At 62.7% G+C, this 18,381-nt stretch carries 18 protein-coding genes; 10 read left to right on the forward strand and 8 right to left on the reverse strand.

What is annotated here, in order from left to right:
- Positions 1-7 precede the first annotated feature (7 nt).
- Complete coding sequence (locus tag AC07VG_RS17815; protein WP_495000128.1) at positions 8-871, reverse strand: YicC/YloC family endoribonuclease; 864 nt, start codon at positions 869-871, stop codon at positions 8-10.
- A 318-nt stretch (positions 872-1,189) separates the two neighbouring features.
- Between AC07VG_RS17815 and rph the strand changes: the two genes are divergently transcribed.
- Positions 1,190-1,912 (forward strand): ribonuclease PH, encoded by a 723-nt coding sequence (rph, locus tag AC07VG_RS17820; protein WP_442438297.1) that lies wholly within the window; start codon positions 1,190-1,192, stop codon positions 1,910-1,912.
- A 34-nt stretch (positions 1,913-1,946) separates the two neighbouring features.
- Complete coding sequence (locus AC07VG_RS17825; protein WP_495000127.1) at positions 1,947-2,315, forward strand: DUF4870 domain-containing protein; 369 nt, start codon at positions 1,947-1,949, stop codon at positions 2,313-2,315.
- A gap of 66 nt (positions 2,316-2,381) precedes the next feature.
- On the opposite strand, the gene crc is transcribed toward AC07VG_RS17825, so the two are convergent.
- Positions 2,382-3,161 (reverse strand): catabolite repression control protein Crc, encoded by a 780-nt coding sequence (gene crc, locus AC07VG_RS17830; protein WP_003176915.1) that lies wholly within the window; start codon positions 3,159-3,161, stop codon positions 2,382-2,384.
- Between the two features lie 83 nt (positions 3,162-3,244).
- Here crc and pyrE point away from each other — a divergent pair, with 83 nt between their 5' ends.
- Positions 3,245-3,886, forward strand: a complete 642-nt coding sequence (gene pyrE, locus AC07VG_RS17835) for an orotate phosphoribosyltransferase (protein WP_495000126.1) — start codon at positions 3,245-3,247, stop codon at positions 3,884-3,886.
- 36 nt (positions 3,887-3,922) lie between these two features.
- Complete coding sequence (locus AC07VG_RS17840) at positions 3,923-4,480, forward strand: DUF4124 domain-containing protein (RefSeq protein WP_495000125.1); 558 nt, start codon at positions 3,923-3,925, stop codon at positions 4,478-4,480.
- A 187-nt stretch (positions 4,481-4,667) separates the two neighbouring features.
- Here AC07VG_RS17840 and argB read toward each other — a convergent pair whose 3' ends face one another.
- From argB to coaBC, 4 genes are all read right to left on the reverse strand, one after another.
- Positions 4,668-5,573 carry an acetylglutamate kinase gene (gene argB, locus AC07VG_RS17845; protein ID WP_177094030.1) on the reverse strand — a complete coding sequence of 302 codons (906 nt, stop codon included), beginning with the start codon at positions 5,571-5,573 and terminating at the stop codon, positions 4,668-4,670.
- Positions 5,574-5,637: 64 nt separating this feature from the next.
- Positions 5,638-7,035 carry a phosphomannomutase/phosphoglucomutase gene (locus tag AC07VG_RS17850; RefSeq protein ID WP_495000298.1) on the reverse strand — a complete coding sequence of 466 codons (1,398 nt, stop codon included), beginning with the start codon at positions 7,033-7,035 and terminating at the stop codon, positions 5,638-5,640.
- A gap of 1,267 nt (positions 7,036-8,302) precedes the next feature.
- Positions 8,303-8,758 (reverse strand): dUTP diphosphatase, encoded by a 456-nt coding sequence (dut, locus tag AC07VG_RS17855; RefSeq protein ID WP_100942178.1) that lies wholly within the window; start codon positions 8,756-8,758, stop codon positions 8,303-8,305.
- A gap of 5 nt (positions 8,759-8,763) precedes the next feature.
- Complete coding sequence (coaBC, locus tag AC07VG_RS17860) at positions 8,764-9,972, reverse strand: bifunctional phosphopantothenoylcysteine decarboxylase/phosphopantothenate--cysteine ligase CoaBC (protein WP_495000124.1); 1,209 nt, start codon at positions 9,970-9,972, stop codon at positions 8,764-8,766.
- Between the two features lie 134 nt (positions 9,973-10,106).
- Here coaBC and radC point away from each other — a divergent pair, with 134 nt between their 5' ends.
- On the forward strand, positions 10,107-10,781 hold the full coding sequence (gene radC, locus AC07VG_RS17865; RefSeq protein ID WP_495000123.1) for a RadC family protein: 675 nt from the start codon (positions 10,107-10,109) through the stop codon (positions 10,779-10,781).
- A gap of 64 nt (positions 10,782-10,845) precedes the next feature.
- Here the strand turns inward: radC and AC07VG_RS17870 are convergent, their stop codons facing one another.
- Complete coding sequence (locus AC07VG_RS17870; protein ID WP_495000122.1) at positions 10,846-12,435, reverse strand: ABC transporter substrate-binding protein; 1,590 nt, start codon at positions 12,433-12,435, stop codon at positions 10,846-10,848.
- A 448-nt stretch (positions 12,436-12,883) separates the two neighbouring features.
- On the opposite strand from AC07VG_RS17870, the gene rpmB reads away from it, so the two are divergent.
- The 3 genes from rpmB to AC07VG_RS17885 all read left to right on the forward strand — a co-directional run bounded on the left by rpmB (position 12,884) and on the right by AC07VG_RS17885 (position 14,818).
- Positions 12,884-13,117 carry a 50S ribosomal protein L28 gene (gene rpmB, locus AC07VG_RS17875; RefSeq protein ID WP_007921114.1) on the forward strand — a complete coding sequence of 78 codons (234 nt, stop codon included), beginning with the start codon at positions 12,884-12,886 and terminating at the stop codon, positions 13,115-13,117.
- A 12-nt stretch (positions 13,118-13,129) separates the two neighbouring features.
- On the forward strand, positions 13,130-13,285 hold the full coding sequence (gene rpmG, locus AC07VG_RS17880) for a 50S ribosomal protein L33 (protein WP_003177274.1): 156 nt from the start codon (positions 13,130-13,132) through the stop codon (positions 13,283-13,285).
- Between the two features lie 162 nt (positions 13,286-13,447).
- A complete protein-coding gene (locus AC07VG_RS17885; RefSeq protein ID WP_495000121.1) occupies positions 13,448-14,818 on the forward strand; it encodes a hypothetical protein in 1,371 nt (456 codons plus the stop codon).
- Here AC07VG_RS17885 and AC07VG_RS17890 read toward each other — a convergent pair whose 3' ends face one another.
- Positions 14,819-15,181 carry a cupin domain-containing protein gene (locus AC07VG_RS17890; protein WP_495000120.1) on the reverse strand — a complete coding sequence of 121 codons (363 nt, stop codon included), beginning with the start codon at positions 15,179-15,181 and terminating at the stop codon, positions 14,819-14,821.
- A gap of 237 nt (positions 15,182-15,418) precedes the next feature.
- On the opposite strand from AC07VG_RS17890, the gene AC07VG_RS17895 reads away from it, so the two are divergent.
- Complete coding sequence (locus AC07VG_RS17895) at positions 15,419-16,912, forward strand: aldehyde dehydrogenase (RefSeq protein ID WP_495000119.1); 1,494 nt, start codon at positions 15,419-15,421, stop codon at positions 16,910-16,912.
- 237 nt (positions 16,913-17,149) lie between these two features.
- A complete protein-coding gene (locus tag AC07VG_RS17900; protein WP_495000118.1) occupies positions 17,150-18,301 on the forward strand; it encodes an MFS transporter in 1,152 nt (383 codons plus the stop codon).
- The last annotated feature ends 80 nt before the right edge of the window (positions 18,302-18,381 follow it).

An 18,381-nucleotide genomic window follows, 5' to 3' on the forward strand; every position in this document is an offset into this window, starting at 1 on the left:
GTTAGCCTTACTCGATGTTCTGTACTTGTTCGCGCATTTGCTCGATCAACACCTTGAGGTTGACCGCCGCCTGGGTGCTGCGCGGGTCGAAGGCCTTGGAGCCTAGGGTGTTGGCTTCGCGGTTGAGTTCCTGCATCAGGAAGTCCAGGCGTCGGCCGGCCGCGCCGCCGGACTTGAGGACCCGGCGGACTTCGATGATATGGGTGGCGAGGCGGTCGAGTTCTTCGGCCACGTCGCTTTTCTGCGCCAGCAGGAGCATTTCCTGCTCCAGGCGGGTCGGATCCAGCTCGGCCTTCATGTCGGCGAAGCGGTCGAGGACTTTCTGGCGCTGGCTGGCGAGCATCTGCGGGACCTGTTCGCGCAGGGTCGCGACGTCGCCCTCGATGGCGTCCAGGCGCTCGACGATCAAGCGGGCCAACTCCGCGCCTTCGCGCTGGCGGCCGTTCTTGAGTTCCTTGAGGCCCAGGTTGAACAGGGCCAGGGCTTCATTGTTCAGGGCCTGCGGGTCGCTGGCGTCGGCCACCAGCACGCCGGGCCAGGCGAGGACTTCCAGCGGGTTCAGCGCGGCGGGCTGCTTGATCAGGGCGGCGACGGTTTCGGCGGCGGCGATCAGTTGGGTGGCGCGCTCGCGGTCAATCTGCAGGGCCTTGCCGGTGGTTTCCTCGGTGAAGCGCAGGGTGCATTCCAACTTGCCGCGGGACAGGCCCTGGCGCAGGGCTTCGCGAACCGCGCCTTCGAGGTCGCGGAACGATTCCGGCAAGCGCAGGTGGGGTTCCAGGTAGCGGCTGTTGACCGAGCGCAGTTCCCAGCTCAGGGTGCCCTGGCTGACGGCGCTTTCGACACGGGCGAAGGCGGTCATGCTGTGGACCATGGAAGTACCTCGCGATTCAGGTTTGCCGCCGCGTGGGCGGGCAAGACCGATGAATGAATTAAAGCCGACAGGCAGCAAAGGCGCAGGATTGTAGCGCAGTGCGGCCGTTGCCCCCAAACACCTGTAGGAGCGAGCTTGCTCGCGATGGGCGTTAACGATAACGCGGTGCGCCTGATGCCCCTCGGTGCCTGTGCCACCCTCGTGAGCAAGCTCGCTCCTACAGAGGGGTTGGTGGTGTGAGGTATTTAGAGGTGCCCAGCACAGTCCCGGGCCTCTATAATGCTCGGTAGATTTCCGTCCTCGTACAGGTATTCCCAGATGAAACGTCCAAGTGGTCGCGCTGCCGATCAGCTCCGCTCGATCCGCATCACCCGCAACTACACCAAACACGCCGAGGGATCCGTACTGGTCGAGTTCGGTGATACCAAAGTGATCTGCACGGTCAGCGTCGAGAACGGTGTCCCGCGTTTCCTCAAGGGTCAGGGCCAGGGTTGGTTGACTGCCGAGTACGGCATGCTGCCGCGCGCCACCGGCGAGCGTAACCAGCGTGAAGCCAGTCGTGGCAAGCAAGGCGGCCGCACCCTGGAGATCCAGCGCCTGATCGGCCGTTCGCTGCGTGCCGCGCTGGATATGTCCAAGCTGGGCGACGTGACCCTGTATGTCGACTGCGATGTGATCCAGGCCGACGGCGGCACCCGCACCGCGTCCATCACGGGTGCCATGGTCGCGCTGGTCGATGCCCTGGCGGTGATCAAGAAGCGTGGCGGCCTGAAAGGCGGTAGCCCGCTCAAGCAGATGATCGCAGCAGTATCGGTGGGCATGTATCAGGGCGAGCCGGTGCTTGACCTGGACTACCTGGAAGACTCGGCGGCCGAGACCGACCTGAACGTGGTCATGACCAGCACCGGTGGTTTCATCGAAGTCCAGGGCACGGCCGAAGGCGCGCCGTTCCAGCCTGAAGACCTGAACGCGATGCTGGCGTTGGCGCAGAAAGGCATGAACGAAATCTTCGAATTGCAGAACGCCGCCTTGGCCGACTGAGGATTCGAACCGTTTTCAGCATAAGGAGCGCGCGATGAATGACGACCAGCTACCCGTAACCACCCCGAGCCAGGAGGTCAGGCAATGGGCGATGTTCTGTCATTTGTCGGCGTTTCTCGGCTACTGGTTTCCGTTCGGCAGCCTGATCGGGCCGCTGATTCTGTGGCAGATGAAGCGCGAACAGGACCCCTTTATCGATGCCCAGGGCAAGGAAGCGCTGAATTTCCAGATCACCGTGGCGGTGGCGGCGATGGTCTGTATCCCGCTGATGTTTGTCCTGATTGGCATTCCGCTGTTCGGCTTGCTGGTGATCGCGGCGGTGGTGTTGACCATCATTGCCGGGGTCAAGGCCAATGAGGGTGTAGCTTACCGCTATCCCTTCACCTGGCGGCCGGTCAAGTAGCGCCTGGCGCCGACACGCAAAAAAGCCGACGTGAAGTCGGCTTTTTTGTCACTGCGAAAAGACGCTTTAGATAGTCAGCGTCCAGTCGTAGTCGACGATCAGCGGCGCGTGCTGCGAGAAACGCGGCTGGCGCGGCAGCCGTGCGCTACGGACGAAGCGGCGCAGGCCCGGGGTCAGCAGCTGATAGTCGAAACGCCAGCCGAGGTTGAGCATCTCGGCCTGTTCGTTATCCGGCCACCAGCTGTACTGGTCGCCTTCGCGGCTGACTTCGCGCAGGGCATCGACATAACCCATGTTGCCGACAATCTCGTCCATCCAGGCCCGTTCCGGCGCCAGGAAGCCCGGGGATTGCTGGCTGTCACGCCAGTTCTTGATATCCAGCTTCTGTTGCGCGACGTACAGCGAGCCACAGTAGATGTATTCGCGCCGTTTGCGCCGCTGTTTATCCAGATAGCGGGCGAAGTCGTCCATAAGCTTGAACTTCTGGTTCAAGTCTTCATCGCCGTTCTGCCCCGAGGGAAGCAGCAAGGTCGCGATGCTGACCTTGTCGAAATCGGCTTGCAGGTAGCGCCCGTAGCGGTCTGCCGTCTCGAAACCGAGACCGCTGATGACAGCCTTCGGTTGCAACCGCGAATACAAGGCCACGCCACCTTGGGCGGGGACTTCGGCATCGCAGGCATAAAGGAAGTAGCCATCCAGTTGGAAGGCTGGGTCGTCCAGTTCAAAGGCGGAGGCGCGGGTGTCCTGCAGGCAGATGACGTCGGCATTCTGAGCTTGCAGCCAACTGAGCAAACCACGCTCGACTGCGGCCTGAATACCATTGACGTTCACACTGATGATCCGCATAAATGGCCCCAAAAATCACGTGCGTGTATGATACCCCAAGGTCTACCTAATTAGCTAAATCCGTGGTATTTGGGGCTTTTTTCATGCAGGCGTATCAACGCGATTTCATTCGTTTTGCCATCGATCGCGGGGTTTTGCGCTTCGGTGAGTTCACTCTGAAGTCCGGGCGGACCAGCCCTTACTTCTTCAATGCCGGCCTGTTCAACAGCGGTTCGGCCCTGGCCCAGCTGGGGCGTTTCTATGCCGCGGCGATCGTCGAGAGCGGTATTGCGTTTGACGTGCTGTTCGGTCCGGCCTACAAAGGCATCCCCCTGGCAGCGACCACCGCCGTGGCTCTGGCCGAGCATCACGGGCTGGATCTGCCCTGGTGCTTCAACCGCAAGGAAGCCAAGGCCCACGGCGAAGGCGGCAGCCTGGTCGGCGCGCCATTGGCTGGCGATGTGCTGATCATCGATGACGTGATCACCGCCGGCACCGCGATCCGCGAGGTGATGCAGATCATCCAGGCCCAGGGCGCCAAGCCTGCCGGCGTGCTGATCGCGCTCAACCGCCAGGAACGCGGCAATGGCGAGCTGTCGGCGATCCAGGAAGTCGAGCGTGACTTCGCGATTCCGGTGGTCAGCATTGTCTCCCTGACCCAGGTCCTGCAGTTCCTCGCCGACGATGAGCAACTCAAGCAGCATCTGCCTGCGGTTGAGGCTTATCGCGCGCAATACGGGATCTGACCTCTCTTGCGCCGCGGGTCTTGGTGGTTGCCTCTGATGCTCTGTGTGTCTTTTGCCGCGCAGGCCGAGGATGCGTCCGGCGTGCTGCTGTATCGCTATGTGGACGGCAAGGGCGTCACCGTGCTCGACCGCCAGGTGCCTCCGGAGTACGCGGGCAAGGGTTATCAGGTGCTGAATTCGCGGGGGCGGGTGGTGCAGACGATCGCGCCGGCGCCGACGGCCGAGGAGTTGGCGCGCCTGCAGGCGCAGAAAGCCCAGGCCGATGCCAATGCGCAGCTGTTGCAGCGTTACTCCAGCGTGGGTGAGGTCGACAAGGCCCAGGCCCGAAAGCTCGCCGAGCTGGACGCGATGATCGCGAGCATCCAGACCAATCTCCAGGCCTTGCTGGCACAGCAGGCCAGCTTGCAAGGCCAGGCGGCGGAGCAGGAGCGGGCGGGGCACGAGGTGGCGCCGCAGTTGCTGGGGCAACTCGCGGGGCTGCGGGATGAACAGGCGCGGATGAGGGCGGATATTGCCCGCTACCAGGCGGCACGGGTCCAGGCGCAGCAGGATTTCGCGGTGGATCGGGCGCGGGTTGAGCAGTTGACGCGCTGAGGCGTGGTCAGCGTGAGCCTTTAAATACGGTCTTGCCCTTCGCTCGTAACAACGGCTGACGCGATCACTGTGGGAGCCGGCTTGCCGGCGATGAGGCCCTTGAGTCTTGCAGAGATCTTGCGGGCCTTATCGCTGGCAAGCCAGCTCCTACAGAGGGGTGTTGCGTTTTCGAGTCTGTTCGGCTTGATCAGTGACGCTTGCGATTGCTGATCAGAGTGCCCATGCCGGTATCGGTGAAGATCTCCAGCAGCACCGCATTCGGCACGCGACCGTCGATGATCAGCGAGCTACCGACCCCACCCTGTACCGCTTCCAGCGCACAACGAATCTTCGGCAGCATGCCACCGTAGATGGTGCCGTCGGCAATCAGATCGTCGACCTGGGTGGTGCTCAGGCCGGTCAGGACCTTGCCTTCCTTGTCCATCAGACCGGCAATGTTGGTCAGCAGCATCAACTTCTCGGCCTTCAGGGCCTCGGCGATCTTGCCCGCCACCAGGTCGGCGTTGATGTTGTAGGACTCGCCGTTGGCGCCGACGCCGATCGGCGCGATCACCGGGATGAAGTCGCCCTTGACCAGCAGGTTCAGCAGATCGGTGTTGATCCCGACCACTTCGCCGACCTGGCCGATGTCGATGATTTCCGGCTGGGTCATTTCCGGGGTCTGGCGGGTCACGGTGAGCTTTTTCGCGCGGATCAGCTCGGCGTCCTTGCCGGTCAGGCCGATGGCGCTGCCGCCGTGACGGTTGATCAGGTTGACGATGCTCTTGTTCACCTGCCCGCCGAGAACCATCTCCACCACGTCCATGGTCTGGGCGTCGGTCACGCGCATACCGTCGATAAAGTGGCTCTCGATGGACAGGCGCTTGAGCAGGTCACCGATCTGCGGGCCACCGCCGTGGACCACCACCGGGTTGATCCCCACCGCTTTCATCAACACGATGTCGCGGGCAAAACCGGTTTTCAGCTCTTCGCTTTCCATGGCGTTGCCGCCGTACTTGATCACCAGCGTCTTGCCGACGTATCGGCGGATGTAAGGCAACGCTTCGGAAAGAACCTTGGCGGTATTGGCAGCGGCATCGCGTTCGAGGGTCATTCAGGGCTCCGGTGGAACAAGTGGTCGGATGGTGCAAAGGCTACGCTTTTACACCGTCCAAAGGTCAGAACGGTAGTTGGAGGTCAGGTGCAACACGTTTCAATTGGGCGTGGAACACGTCCTTGATGCGCTGCAATTCGGCTTCGCTGTCGGCCTCGAAGCGCAGCACCAGCACCGGCGTGGTGTTGGAGGCGCGGACCAGGCCCCAGCCCTGGGGATAGTCGACCCGCACACCGTCGATGGTGGTCAGGTTGGCGTCGCCCCAGTCGGCGTCGCGTTGCAGTGCATCAATGATGCTGAATTTGCCCTCGTCGGTCACATTGATATTGATTTCCGGCGTGGAAATATCGTTCGGGAAGGTCGCGAACAGCTCCTCGGCCGTGGATTTCTCCTGGCTGAGGATCTCCAGCAGGCGCGCGGCGCTGTAGATGCCGTCGTCGAAACCGAACCAGCGCTCCTTGAAGAAGATGTGACCGCTCATTTCGCCGGCGAGCAGCGCGCCGCTTTCCTTCATTTTTTTCTTGATCAGCGAGTGGCCGGTTTTCCACATCACCGGACGACCGCCATATTCGCGGATCAAAGGGGTCAGGCGGCGAGTGCATTTGACGTCGAAAATGATATCCGCACCCGGGTTGCGCGCCACCACGTCCTTGGCGAACAGCATCAGCAGGCGGTCGGGAAAGACGATATTGCCGGTGTTGGTCACCACGCCGACGCGGTCGCCGTCGCCGTCGAAGGCCAGGCCCAGGTCGGCATGGCTTTCCTTGACCTTGGCGATCAGGTCCACCAGGTTCTCGGGTTTGCCCGGGTCCGGGTGGTGATTGGGGAAGTGCCCGTCGACCTCTTCGAACAGCGAGATCACTTCGCAGCCCAGGGCTTCGATCAGCTTGGGGGCGATGACCCCGGCGGCACCGTTGCCGCAGTCGACCACGACCTTGAGCTTCTTCGCCAGCACGATGTCGTTGCAGATCTGCTCGAAGTACGGGGTGAGGATGTCGACTTTCTCGACACTGCCCTTGCCGCTGCTCAGGTCATTGCTCTTGAGGCGGGTGTGCAGGGCCTGGATTTGCTCGTTGGCCAGGGTATCGCCGGCGATGACGATCTTGAAGCCGTTGTAGTTCGACGGGTTGTGGCTACCGGTGAGCATTACCCCGGACTTGCCGGTCAGCACGTTGGCGGCGTAGTACAGCGCCGGGGTCGGCACCAGGCCGACATCGCTGACGTGGCAGCCGCTGTCGTGCAGACCCTGGATCAACTGCTGGACCAGCTCCGGCCCGGACAAGCGCCCGTCACGGCCGACCGACACGTTGGGTTCGCCCTGGGCCAGGCTTTGGGCGCCGATGGCACGGCCGATCCAGTAGGCGGTTTCGCCGTTCAGGGTCTCCGGAATCGTGCCGCGGATGTCGTAGGCGCGGAAGATGCTGTCAGGGAAGCTCGGGATGGCAGGTGCGATGCTGTTCATGCTGTGGGGGGGCTCCGTTCCCAGGAAATCCTGGTGTTCGTCGAGAATATCGATATCGAGAATGTCGCTATCTTGGAACAGCGGATCGGCCCAGACAGTACTTGGCGTCGCGGCCTGGATCGGCGCTGCGGTGCCGCGGATCGCAATGTCTGGATCACTGCCGGCTGGTTCGGGGTGACTATTGCGCAAGGAAAAGCGCGCCAGTTCCTGAGCCAGTCCATTGAGGGGCGGCAGGCTCAAGCTGAAGGCTTTGACGGCTTTCCCGCCGGAGAGTTCGCGAAACAGTTGCTCCAGCTGTCGGGCATCGCCATCGAGGCGGCTTTGCAGGCGTTTGTGCGGCAGGTAGATGCCCAGCAGGGTGCCGCCGAGGGCGAGCAAGGCGGCGAGGGCCGTCAATGCGTAGGCGCTCAGGGGGTAGGACTGCTTGAGCAAGGGGCCGGGGCTAAATCTCAGTACCCAGTTGGGGTTGCCGGTGCTAAAGGCCACGCTGTCGTCCGCTACCGCCGTTCCGCGCAGGTCCAACACTTGTTCCGGGCTGCCGAGGACGCTTTGCGTCAGGCGCAGCTCGCCGGTTTCCGGGTGCCAGGTGCTGAAGGGCTGGAGCAGTCGTTGCAGGTCGAAGACCTGCAGCAGGGTGCCGCCGCTTTGGCTGTTGGCCGGGGCCTTGAGCGAGGCCACGCTATAGACCAGCCAGCGTTGGCCGATCTTGTAGGCTTCCGGTGCCGGGTGGGCACCTCGCTCGGCGCGGGTGATCAGGTCCAGGGCGGAAAAATTCAGCGGTGCGTCGTGGTCATGGGTCGGTTGGGCCTGGCCGGGCAGGTAGAGTTGGGCGTCCACCAGGCCGTTGGCGAAGCGCAGGCCGGCTTCCGCGGCCCTGATCTGGTCGGCGTTCTGGCTTTGCAAGGCCTTGAGCAGCGAAGGATCAAGGGCCGCCGCCTCGGTCTGCGCGATCAGGTCGCTGGTCGCCTGGCTCAGGCCCGCGGCCACCACGGCGCCGGGATACTGCGTCAGGCTGCCGCGCAGCGTCTGGTTCCACGGCGCGACCACGCCAAACCACAGCAGCACAACGGCCAGGGCCAGCCCGCCCAGGGCAAGCTGCAAGCCCGGTAACAGCGGCTTGGTGACGTTGCTTGGAGGCGGATGGCCGTTGCTCTCATGCCCGCCGGCGGTCTGTGCACTGCGCTTGAAGCCTTTCAAATACTGCCTCCGCGAGGATCATCCTGAAATTCAACGCGCACCGTTCGCACCGGGCCTGGATCAGCTTAGGTCAATGGCTGCCTGAATGCCCGAAGCCACCGGCACCGCGCTGGCTTTCGTCGAAGGTTTCGACCAGTTCGAAGTGCGCCTGGACCACAGGCACCAGCACCAGTTGGGCAATACGCTCACCGACAACAATGTTGAAGGCGGTCTGGCCACGGTTCCAGCAAGACACCATCAGTTCGCCCTGGTAGTCGGAATCGATCAGGCCCACCAGGTTGCCCAGCACGATGCCGTGTTTGTGGCCCAGGCCGGAGCGCGGCAGGATCAGGGCGGCGAGGCCCGGATCGCCGATGTACACCGACAGGCCGGTGGGGATCAGCAAGGTCTGGCCCGGCTCCAGTACGGTGTCCTGCTGGAGCATGGCACGCAGGTCGAGGCCGGCGGAGCCGGGGGTGGCGTACTGCGGCAGCGGGAATTCGCCGCCGATGCGTGGGTCGAGGATCTTGGCTTGCAAAGCGTGCATGAAAATTAAACCTGGTTCAGTCGTTCGGCGATAAAGGACACCAGCTGGCGGGCAATTTTGCCCTTGCTGGTCTGGGCGAAGAGTGTCGCGTGGAGCTCGCGGTCGATCACGCTGCAGGCGTTTTCCTCGCTGTTGAAGCCAATGCTCGGGTTGGCCACGTCATTGGCGACGATCAGGTCGAGGTTCTTGTCCTTGAGCTTGCGTGCGGCATAGTCGAGCAGGTGTTCGGTTTCGGCGGCGAAACCGACGCTGAACGGGCGATCGGGGCGGCTGGCGATAGTGGCCAGGATGTCCGGGTTACGCACCATCTGCAGCAGCAGGCCGTCGCCGTTCGTAGGGTCTTTCTTGAGTTTTTGCGGGGCAACGACTTCCGGGCGGTAGTCCGCGACTGCGGCCGAGGCGATAAACAGGTCGCAGGGCATGGCGGCTTCGCAGGCGGCGAGCATGTCGCGGGCGCTGACCACGTCGATGCGGGTCACCCGGTCCGGGGTCGGCAGGTGCACCGGGCCGGTGATCAGGGTCACCCGGGCACCGGCTTCGACCGCGGCTTCGGCCAGGGCGAAACCCATTTTTCCGGAGCTGTGGTTGGTGATGTAGCGTACCGGGTCGATGTTTTCCTGGGTCGGGCCGGCGGTGATCAGCACGTGTTTACCGGTCATGGCCAGGTGCTGGAAGCAATCGGCGGCGCACTGCGCCAGGTCCGTGGCTTCGAGCATGCGCCCCAGGCCGACGTCGCCGCAGGCCTGGCTGCCGGAGGCCGGGCCGAAGACTTTGAGGCCACGGCTTTGCAGCAATTGGGTGTTGGCCTGGGTGGCCGGGTCGCGCCACATGGCCTGGTTCATCGCCGGGGCGATGGCCACGGTGGCGTCGGTGGCGAGCACCAGGGTGGTCAGCAGGTCATTGGCGATGCCCTGGGCCAGGCGCGCGATCAGGTCGGCGGTGGCTGGGGCGATCAACACCAGGTCGGCCCATTTCGCCAGCTCGATATGGCCCATGGCGGCTTCAGCGGCCGGGTCGAGCAGGTCCAGGTGCACCGGATGCCCGGACAGCGCCTGCATGGTCAGGGGGGTGATGAACTCGCTGCCGCCACGGGTCATGACCACGCGCACTTCGGCGCCCTGGTCGAGGAGTCGGCGAACCAGGTCGGCGCTCTTGTAGGCAGCAATGCCGCCGCCGACGCCGAGAACGATGCGTTTCCGATACAGCCGCTGCATAGACCTGCCTTTTAGTCCGGTGATGGCTACCCCCCGACGACGCCTCCCCAGGCCAGATCAGGGGTAAAAATGATGGGCTAAGATAACACAGCGACCGCCAGGGAACAGCGGCGCCACAAGGACAGGGAGGTGTAATGAGTATTCGTGATTGGCCGGCGGCGGAGCGGCCGCGGGAGAAGTTGCTGGAGCAGGGCGCGGCGAGCCTGTCGGACGCCGAGTTGCTGGCGATCTTTCTGCGTACCGGGGTTTCCGGCAAGAGCGCGGTGGACCTGGCCCGGCACTTGTTGAGTCGGTTCGGCAGCCTGCGCAAGTTACTGGAGTCCGACCAGCAGACGTTTGCTCGCCAGTTGGGCCTGGGGCCGGCCAAGTTTGCGCAATTGCAGGCGGTGCTGGAGATGGCCCGTCGGCATCTGGCCGAGCGCCTGCGCCGTGACTCGGTGCTGGAAAGCCCACGGGCGGTGCGCGATTACCTCAAGGCGATGTTGCGCCATGAGCCCCATGAGGTGTTCGCCTGCCTGTTTCTCGACAGCAAACACCGGGTGCTGGCGTTCGAGTCGCTGTTTCATGGCTCCATCGACAACACCAGCGTCTATCCGCGGCAGGTGGTCAAGCGGGCGCTGGCACACAACGCGGCGGCGTTGATCCTCTGTCACAACCACCCTTCGGGGGTTGCCGAGCCCAGCCAGGCCGATCATGTGCTGACCAAGCGGCTGAAAACGGCACTGGAATTCGTCGATGTGCGGGTGCTCGATCACTTTATCGTCGGCGAGGGCGAGCCGTTGTCGATGATGGAGCGCGGCTGGATGTAACGGGATCGAGCTAACACCGCGATCTTTTGTAGGGGCCGTGCCCGCTGCCATAATGTTGTCTCGGTCAGGGTTTGATGCTGACCTTGGAGAAATCCTGCCGCCCAAACGGGCTCACTTCATAGCCCTGGACGCTCTTGCGCAGCAAGGCGAAGGCCGTCGGGTGCGCCAGCGGTACCCACAACGCCTGTTGCTGGATCTGCGTCTGGGCCTGCTCGTACAGCTTGCTGCGCACCCCTTGCTCGCTGGTGGTCTTGCCGGCGCCGATCAGTTTGTCCAGGCCCGCGTCGCAGTAGCGGGCGAAGTTGGTGCCCGATTTCACCGCCGCGCAGGAGAATTGCGGGGTCAGGAAGTTGTCCGGGTCACCGTTGTCACCGGCCCAGCCCATGAACAGCAGGTCATGTTCGCCGGCCTTGGCCCGCCGGATCAGTTCGCCCCATTCGATCACACGGATCTGCGCCTGGATGCCGACTTCGGCGAGGTCGGCTTGTAGCAACTGGGCGCCGAGACTCGGGTTGGGGTTGAGCAGGCTGCCCGACGGGCGCGTCCAGATGGTGGTCTGGAAGCCGTCCTTGAGTCCGGCCTTGGCCAGCAGGGCCTTGGCTTTTTCCGGGTCGTGAGCGTAGCCGGGCAAGTCCTTGGCGTAACTCCAGGTGTTGGGCGGATAGGGGCCGTTGGCGGCCTCGGCGGTTTGTTCGAACACGGCCTTGAGGTAGCTGGTCTTGTCGACGGCAAGGTTGATGGCTTGGCGTACTTCCGGCTTGTCCAGCGGCGGATGCTGGCTGTTGATGGCGACGAACGCGGTCATGAAGGCCGCGGTTCTTTCCACCTTGAGTGTCGGTTCCTTGCTGGCGGCCACGACATCCAGGGGCTTGGGCGAGAGCGCGATCTGGCATTCATTGCGCCGCAGCTTCTGCAGGCGGACGTTGGCATCCGGGGTGATGGCGAAGACCAGGCTGTCGACCGCCGGCTTGCCGGCAAAGTAGTCCGGGTTGGCGCTATAGCGGATCGAGGCGTCTTTCTGGAAACGGCCGAACACGAACGGGCCGGTGCCGATGGGCTGGCTGTTAAGTTTTTCCGGGGTGCCCGCGGTCATCAGCTTGTCGGCGTATTCCTCCGAATAGATCGAGGCGAAGCCCATGCTCAGTGCGGCGAGGAAGGTCGAGTCGGGATGATCGAGGGTGAAACGCACGGTCAGCGGATCGCTGGCCTCGATCCGTTTGATCAGGCTCGGCAGTTGCAGCGACTGGGCGTGGGGGAAGCCGCTCTGGGCGATCTGGTGCCACGGGTTGGCCGGGTCGAGCATGCGTTCGAAACTGAAGCGCACATCGGCGGCGGTCAGGTCGCGGGTCGGTTTGAAATAGTCGGTGTGGTGGAATTTCACCCCTGGATGCAGTTTGAACTCGTAGATCAGGCCGTCGTCGGACACGCTCCAACTGTCCGCGAGGCTGGGCACCAGCTTGCCGCTGGTGGTGTCGAAGTCCACCAGGCGGTTCATCAGCACGTCGGCCGAGGCGTTGGTAGTGGTCAGCGAGTTATACTGCACCACGTCGAACCCCTCGGGGCTGGCTTCGGTGCAGACGCTCAGGGAGCTGGCGGCCTGGGCCGACAACCCGAGGAAGGGGACGAGCAATAGCGGTAGGGCAGCGAGACGCATATTCAGTATCCTTTGCAGGTCGTTGTCCCATCTGCGAGTGCAGTCTGGAAAAGTCCTACCCTAGAGGTATGGACGGTAATTGACTATCCCGTTTTTATCGAGTTTTTCAGTTTGCCTGCTTCCCCCGGTATTTTCACCGCACGGTTGCGGGCCTTTTGGGCCGGCGAGCGGTATTGTGCGACGAGCGGCCTTTCAGGGCGCCAGCCCGCGTTGCTGGCGTCCTGGCCAGTCATTTGCGCTGCACCACCGAGGTTTTAATCGCACTTGATGTTGTTGCGCCTGAGTCTTTCTGGTATAAAGCAGCGCTCTTTTCTAGGGGCCCGGTTCCTTCGCTTGTAGGTGTAGCCGGTAAGACCCTTAAAGAAACGCGGCGCCTGGCGCCAAATGACTGAGAGATTAAGCGGCCAACCCATGCCGGGTTGGGCATGTGGTTTTAGAGGGCTGAGGCATGTCTAGAGTCTGTCAAGTTACCGGTAAGGGTCCGGTGACTGGGAATAACATTTCCCACGCAAACAACAAAACCCGTCGTCGTTTCCTGCCGAACCTGCAGCATCACCGCTTCTGGGTCGAGTCCGAGAAGCGTTTTGTGCGTCTGCGCGTATCCGCCAAGGGCATGCGTATCATCGACAAGCGCGGCATTGATGTCGTGCTGGCCGAACTTCGTCGCGATGGCAAGGTATAAGGGAGCTAAATCATGCGTGAATTGATTCGTTTGATCTCGAGCGCCGGTACTGGTCATTTCTACACGACTGACAAGAACAAGCGCACTACTCCGGACAAAATCGAGATCAAGAAATATGATCCGGTTGTTCGTAAGCACGTGATCTACAAGGAAGGCAAAATCAAGTAATTGATTTTGTTTTTCGAGAAAAGCCCCGACTTGTTCGGGGTTTTTTTTCGCCTTTTTTCGGCCAGCTCCCGCCTGTTGTGTGCCTGATTCCTACATTTTTCCCGTTGCACCTTTCCTAGACTGGGGTGAACACCGAAAGGATGCGGATGTGGAGAGCGCTCAATGATGATGGCGAGAATGTGTGGAGTCCTGCTGTTGGTGGTATTGGCGGCGGGCAGTATCGCGGTTCAGGCCGCGGACCGGGCCAGTACCGAGGCCTATGTGCGACGCATGACCGAGGCGACGCTCGTGGCCTGGCCGCTGCTGGCGAAAATGTTCCAGACGACCCGGGTGTTTGCCGATGTCCAGTTGCTGGTCAGCGACGGACAGCGGGCATGGCTGATGAATGCCCGGGGTGGGCATGAACTCGACATGCCCGCTGTTGAGGCCCTGGGGCTGCCCTTCGACTACCGGCGCTTTGAAAAGATCGAGTGGCAGGGCCGTCCGGCGGTCTTTATCGGCCTGGGGCGAGACCTGCCTGATGCCGAACTTCAGCGGCTCAAGCACCCGGAAGCGGTGCCGGAGCTGTTCGACCTGGCGACCCACGAAGCCTTTCATTTCTACGCTGAAGACGATTGGGTGCACGGCCCGCTGTCGGAGCGCAGCACCTTGTACCCGGCGGTCGTCGAGCCGCGTTTGTACCGCAACCGGGTCATTCGCCATTTGCTGGCCGCGACTCGTGGTGAGCCCGATGCGTTGGGCCGCGCCAGTTACTGGTATCGCCGCTGGCTGAACGAGTTCGCCGATGAGGTTGAGCGTATCCGCGATACCGATCGCTCCGAAGGGAGCGCGCGTTATGTGGAGTCGATCGCGCAGTTGCTGGCAATGGGGCTTGAGCCCCGCAGTCCAGAGTGGGAGGCGCGGTTGTTGAGGCAGTTGATCCCACTGGGGCGTGCCGACTACCTGGCGGTCGATCATGAGAGCTACACACTGGGCCTTCTGGCCGGATACCTGCTCGATCGTCAGCGGTTGGACTGGTTGCCCCGTGTCGCGCAGGGGGAAACCCCCCTGGGGCTGCTGCTGGGGCCGGTCTTGCCACTCGGTGATTCGCCTGATGAGCCGTTGGGCCGGCGTCTCCGGGAGTCCCTGGCTGGGGTGAACGGTCAGGCGGCCAAGGTGCTCGAACCGTTCCTCCAGCGCTTCCACGATCCGGCAAGCCGACATCTGCTGGTGCCGGGTACGGCAATGAAAGGCAGTTTCGGTAGCGTCCACTCCTTCCGTCTTGCCGGGATGCCGGAGACCGTCGAAACCGGGGTTGATGCGCTGTTTACGCTCAAGGGTGGGCACATCGGCTTCCGTGCGGCGACGGTGGCGACGCAGGTCAAGAGCAGCTGCGGTCGGGAGGATCTCTATTGGCTGCTGGCTTTGACCGAGGCTGATTTCCAGGGCAGTGCCCACGGCCGTCTTCGCGTCAGGCGTGACGGCATCGATGTGGATATTCCCTCCCCGGCGAGGGCTGTCGACAGCGAGCGCTCCTGGTGCGTCCAGGTCTGATCAGGTCTTCTGCTCGAACACCACATAGATCTTGCGGCAGTGTTCCAGCACTTCCCAGGTGCCCTTGAAGCCCGCCGGAATCACAAAACGATCGCCGACGCGCAAGGTCTTGGCGTTGCCCTCGGCGTCGCGCAGTACCGAGACGCCCTGGACGATTTCGCAGTATTCATGCTCGCTGTAGTTCACCGTCCACTGGCCCACCGCGCCTTCCCAGACGCCGGCATTCATCTGCCCGCAGGGGCTGCCATAGTGGTTGTAGATAGTCTGCTCGGGATCGCCCTTGAACACTTTCTCCGCTGCCGGGCGAAAGCGTTCCGGCGCGGGGGTGGCTTCGCTGAAATCGACGATATCCTGGATATTCATGGTGCTCTTCCTCTGCGGTGACGGGCCTTGGGACGGAAGCACCGAGTCTATGTTTATTAAAACGAACATGGCAACGCCGTTTGGCGACCTTGTGTCAAATATATTGAAACTTCAGGTGCCGCTGGTTTAGGGTGGTGGGTGCCATGGGCCCAAATCGGGGCTCGTTGGGCAGAATTCCGAACGGTGCTGGTGCAAGAGCGCACGGCGCCCGTATTTCAATAAGAGGAGGACACTCGAATGACCACCCTGACTCGTGCTGACTGGGAACAACGTGCCCGTGAGCTGAAGATTGAAGGCCGCGCCTACATCCATGGTGAATACACCGCCGCGGTCTCGAATGAGACATTCGAGTGCATCAGCCCGGTCGATGGCCGCCTGCTGACCCGCGTCGCCAGCTGCGATGCGGCAGATGCCCAGCGCGCCGTCGAAAGTGCCCGGGCGACCTTCAATTCCGGTGTCTGGTCGCGCCTGGCCCCGGCCAAGCGCAAGTCGGCGATGATTCGTTTCGCCGCATTGCTGAAGGTCAACGCCGAGGAACTGGCCCTGCTGGAAACCCTCGACATGGGCAAGCCGATCAGCGATTCGCTGCATATCGACGTGCCCGGCGCGGCCCAGGCCCTGAGTTGGAGCGGCGAGGCCATCGACAAGATCTATGACGAAGTGGCCGCCACTCCGCATGATCAGTTGGGCCTGGTGACCCGTGAGCCAGTGGGCGTGGTCGCGGCCATCGTGCCGTGGAACTTCCCCCTGATGATGGCCTGCTGGAAGCTCGGGCCGGCGCTGTCCACGGGTAACTCGGTGATCCTCAAACCATCGGAAAAATCCCCGCTGACGGCTATCCGCATCGCTGCCCTGGCGGTTGAAGCCGGTATTCCGGCGGGCGTGCTGAACGTGCTGCCCGGTTACGGTCACACCGTCGGCAAGGCCCTGGCCCTGCACATGGATGTCGACACCCTGGTGTTCACCGGCTCGACCAAGATCGCCAAGCAACTGATGATCTACTCCGGTGAGTCGAACATGAAGCGCGTCTGGCTCGAAGCCGGTGGCAAGAGCCCGAATATCGTCTTTGCCGACGCACCTGACCTGCAGGCCGCCGCCGAATCCGCGGCCAGCGCCATCGCCTTCAACCAGGGCGAAGTCTGCACCGCCGGTTCGCGCCTGCTGGTGGAACGTTCGATCAAGGAGCGCTTCCTGCCGCTGGTGATCGAAGCGCTGAAGGCCTGGAAACCGGGCAACCCGCTGGATCCGGACACCAATGTCGGTGCCCTGGTGGATACCCAGCAGATGAACACCGTGCTGTCGTACATCGAGTCTGGTCATGCCGATGGCGCCAAGCTGGTGGCCGGTGGCAAGCGGACGCTGCAGGAAACCGGTGGGACCTACGTCGAACCGACCATCTTTGACGGCGTGAGCAACGCGATGAAGATCGCCCAGGAAGAAATCTTCGGCCCGGTGCTGTCGGTCATCACCTTCGACAGCGTGGAAGAGGCGATCAACATTGCCAACGACACGCCGTATGGCCTGGCGGCGGCGGTCTGGACCGCGAATATCTCCAAGGCGCACCTGACCGCCAAGGCCCTGCGAGCCGGCAGCGTGTGGGTGAACCAGTACGATGGCGGCGACATGACCGCGCCGTTCGGTGGCTTCAAGCAGTCGGGTAACGGCCGTGACAAGTCGCTGCATGCGTTCGACAAGTACACGGAGTTGAAGGCGACCTGGATCAAGCTGTGAGGCCCCAGATCTTGAGACCGCAGCGAAACTTGTGGGAGCCGGCTTGCCGGCGATGGCGTCTGTAAGGGCAATGCAAGGCCTGAGGGCCTCATCGCTGGCAAGCCAGCTCCTACAGGTCGGCGTTCGATCAAGGATTTTGTGTCCGTGATCGGGCAGCCCAAAAAACACAGCCGGACTCTCCGCAAGGAAGTCCGGCTGTGTCGTCTTGAACAAAAACTGTCCACAGGAGAGTGGAACATGCGTTGGGCGACTTATTTCGCCGTCCTGGCTTCGGTACTCAGCGTCGGCCTGGCACTCGGCGTGAGCATGCCATTGGTGTCTCTGCGGCTGGAAAGCTGGGGTTATGGTGCCTTCGCCATTGGTGTGATGGCGGCGATGCCGGCTATCGGTGTGTTGCTGGGGGCCAGCGTCTCCAGTCATCTGGCGGCACGCTTCGGCAGCGCCCGGCTTATGGCTCTTTGCCTGTGGGCCGGGGCCTTGTCCATCGGTCTGCTGGCGCTGTTGCCCAGCTACCCGGTGTGGCTGGTGCTGCGGCTGATGATCGGGGTGATCCTGACCATTGTCTTCATTCTCGGCGAAAGCTGGATCAATCAACTGGTGGTCGAGCAATGGCGCGGGCGTCTGGTGGCCCTGTATGGCAGCACCTATGCGCTGAGCCAACTGTCCGGTCCGTTGCTGCTGGCTGCCGTGGGCACCGAGGGTGATTACGGTTTCTGGGTCGGCGTGGGCTTGCTGGTGGCTGCGCCGTTCTTGTTGCTGGGGCGCAGCGGGGCGCCCACCTCGGAGTCCAGTCGCGTGACCCTGATGGACTTGCTGGGCTTCTGCCGGGGGTTGCCGGCCATTGCCTGGGCCATTTCGCTGTTTGCCGCCTTCGAGGCGATGATTCTGACGTTGCTGCCGGTTTACTGCCTGCGTCAGGGCTTCACGGCGGATATTGCCCTGGCCATGGTCAGCACCGTGGTGGTGGGCGATGCCCTGCTGCAGTTGCCGATTGGCGCCTTGGCCGACCGCGTGTCCCGGCGCGCGCTATTCAGCGGTTGTGCCCTGGCGCTGATGCTGTCGAGCCTGGCGGTGCCGTGGTTGATCGATACCTTGCTGATCTGGCCGTTATGGGTGTTGTTCGGGGCCAGTGCGGGCGGGTTGTTTACCTTGTCGTTGATCCTGATCGGCGAGCGTTATCGCGACGACGCGCTGGTGCGGGCCAACGCCCATGTGGCGCAGCTGTGGGGCATCGGCTGTCTGATCGGGCCGTTGGTGGCGGGAGCGGGCAGCCAGTGGGTCAGCGGGCATGCCTTGCCGTTGTTCATGGCCGCAGGGGCCTTGGGCTTGCTGGTGTTGGTGTTGCGCCAAGGGGCCTTCGGCACGACACAGCCGGCTACGCCCCTGTAGGAGCAAGCTTGCTCGCGATGACGGGCTCCCGGGCACCGATGAAACATCAGCCTGCCGGCTGATCGCGAGCAAACTTGCTC

The organism is Pseudomonas sp. GW821-FHT03C07, from assembly GCF_059420925.1.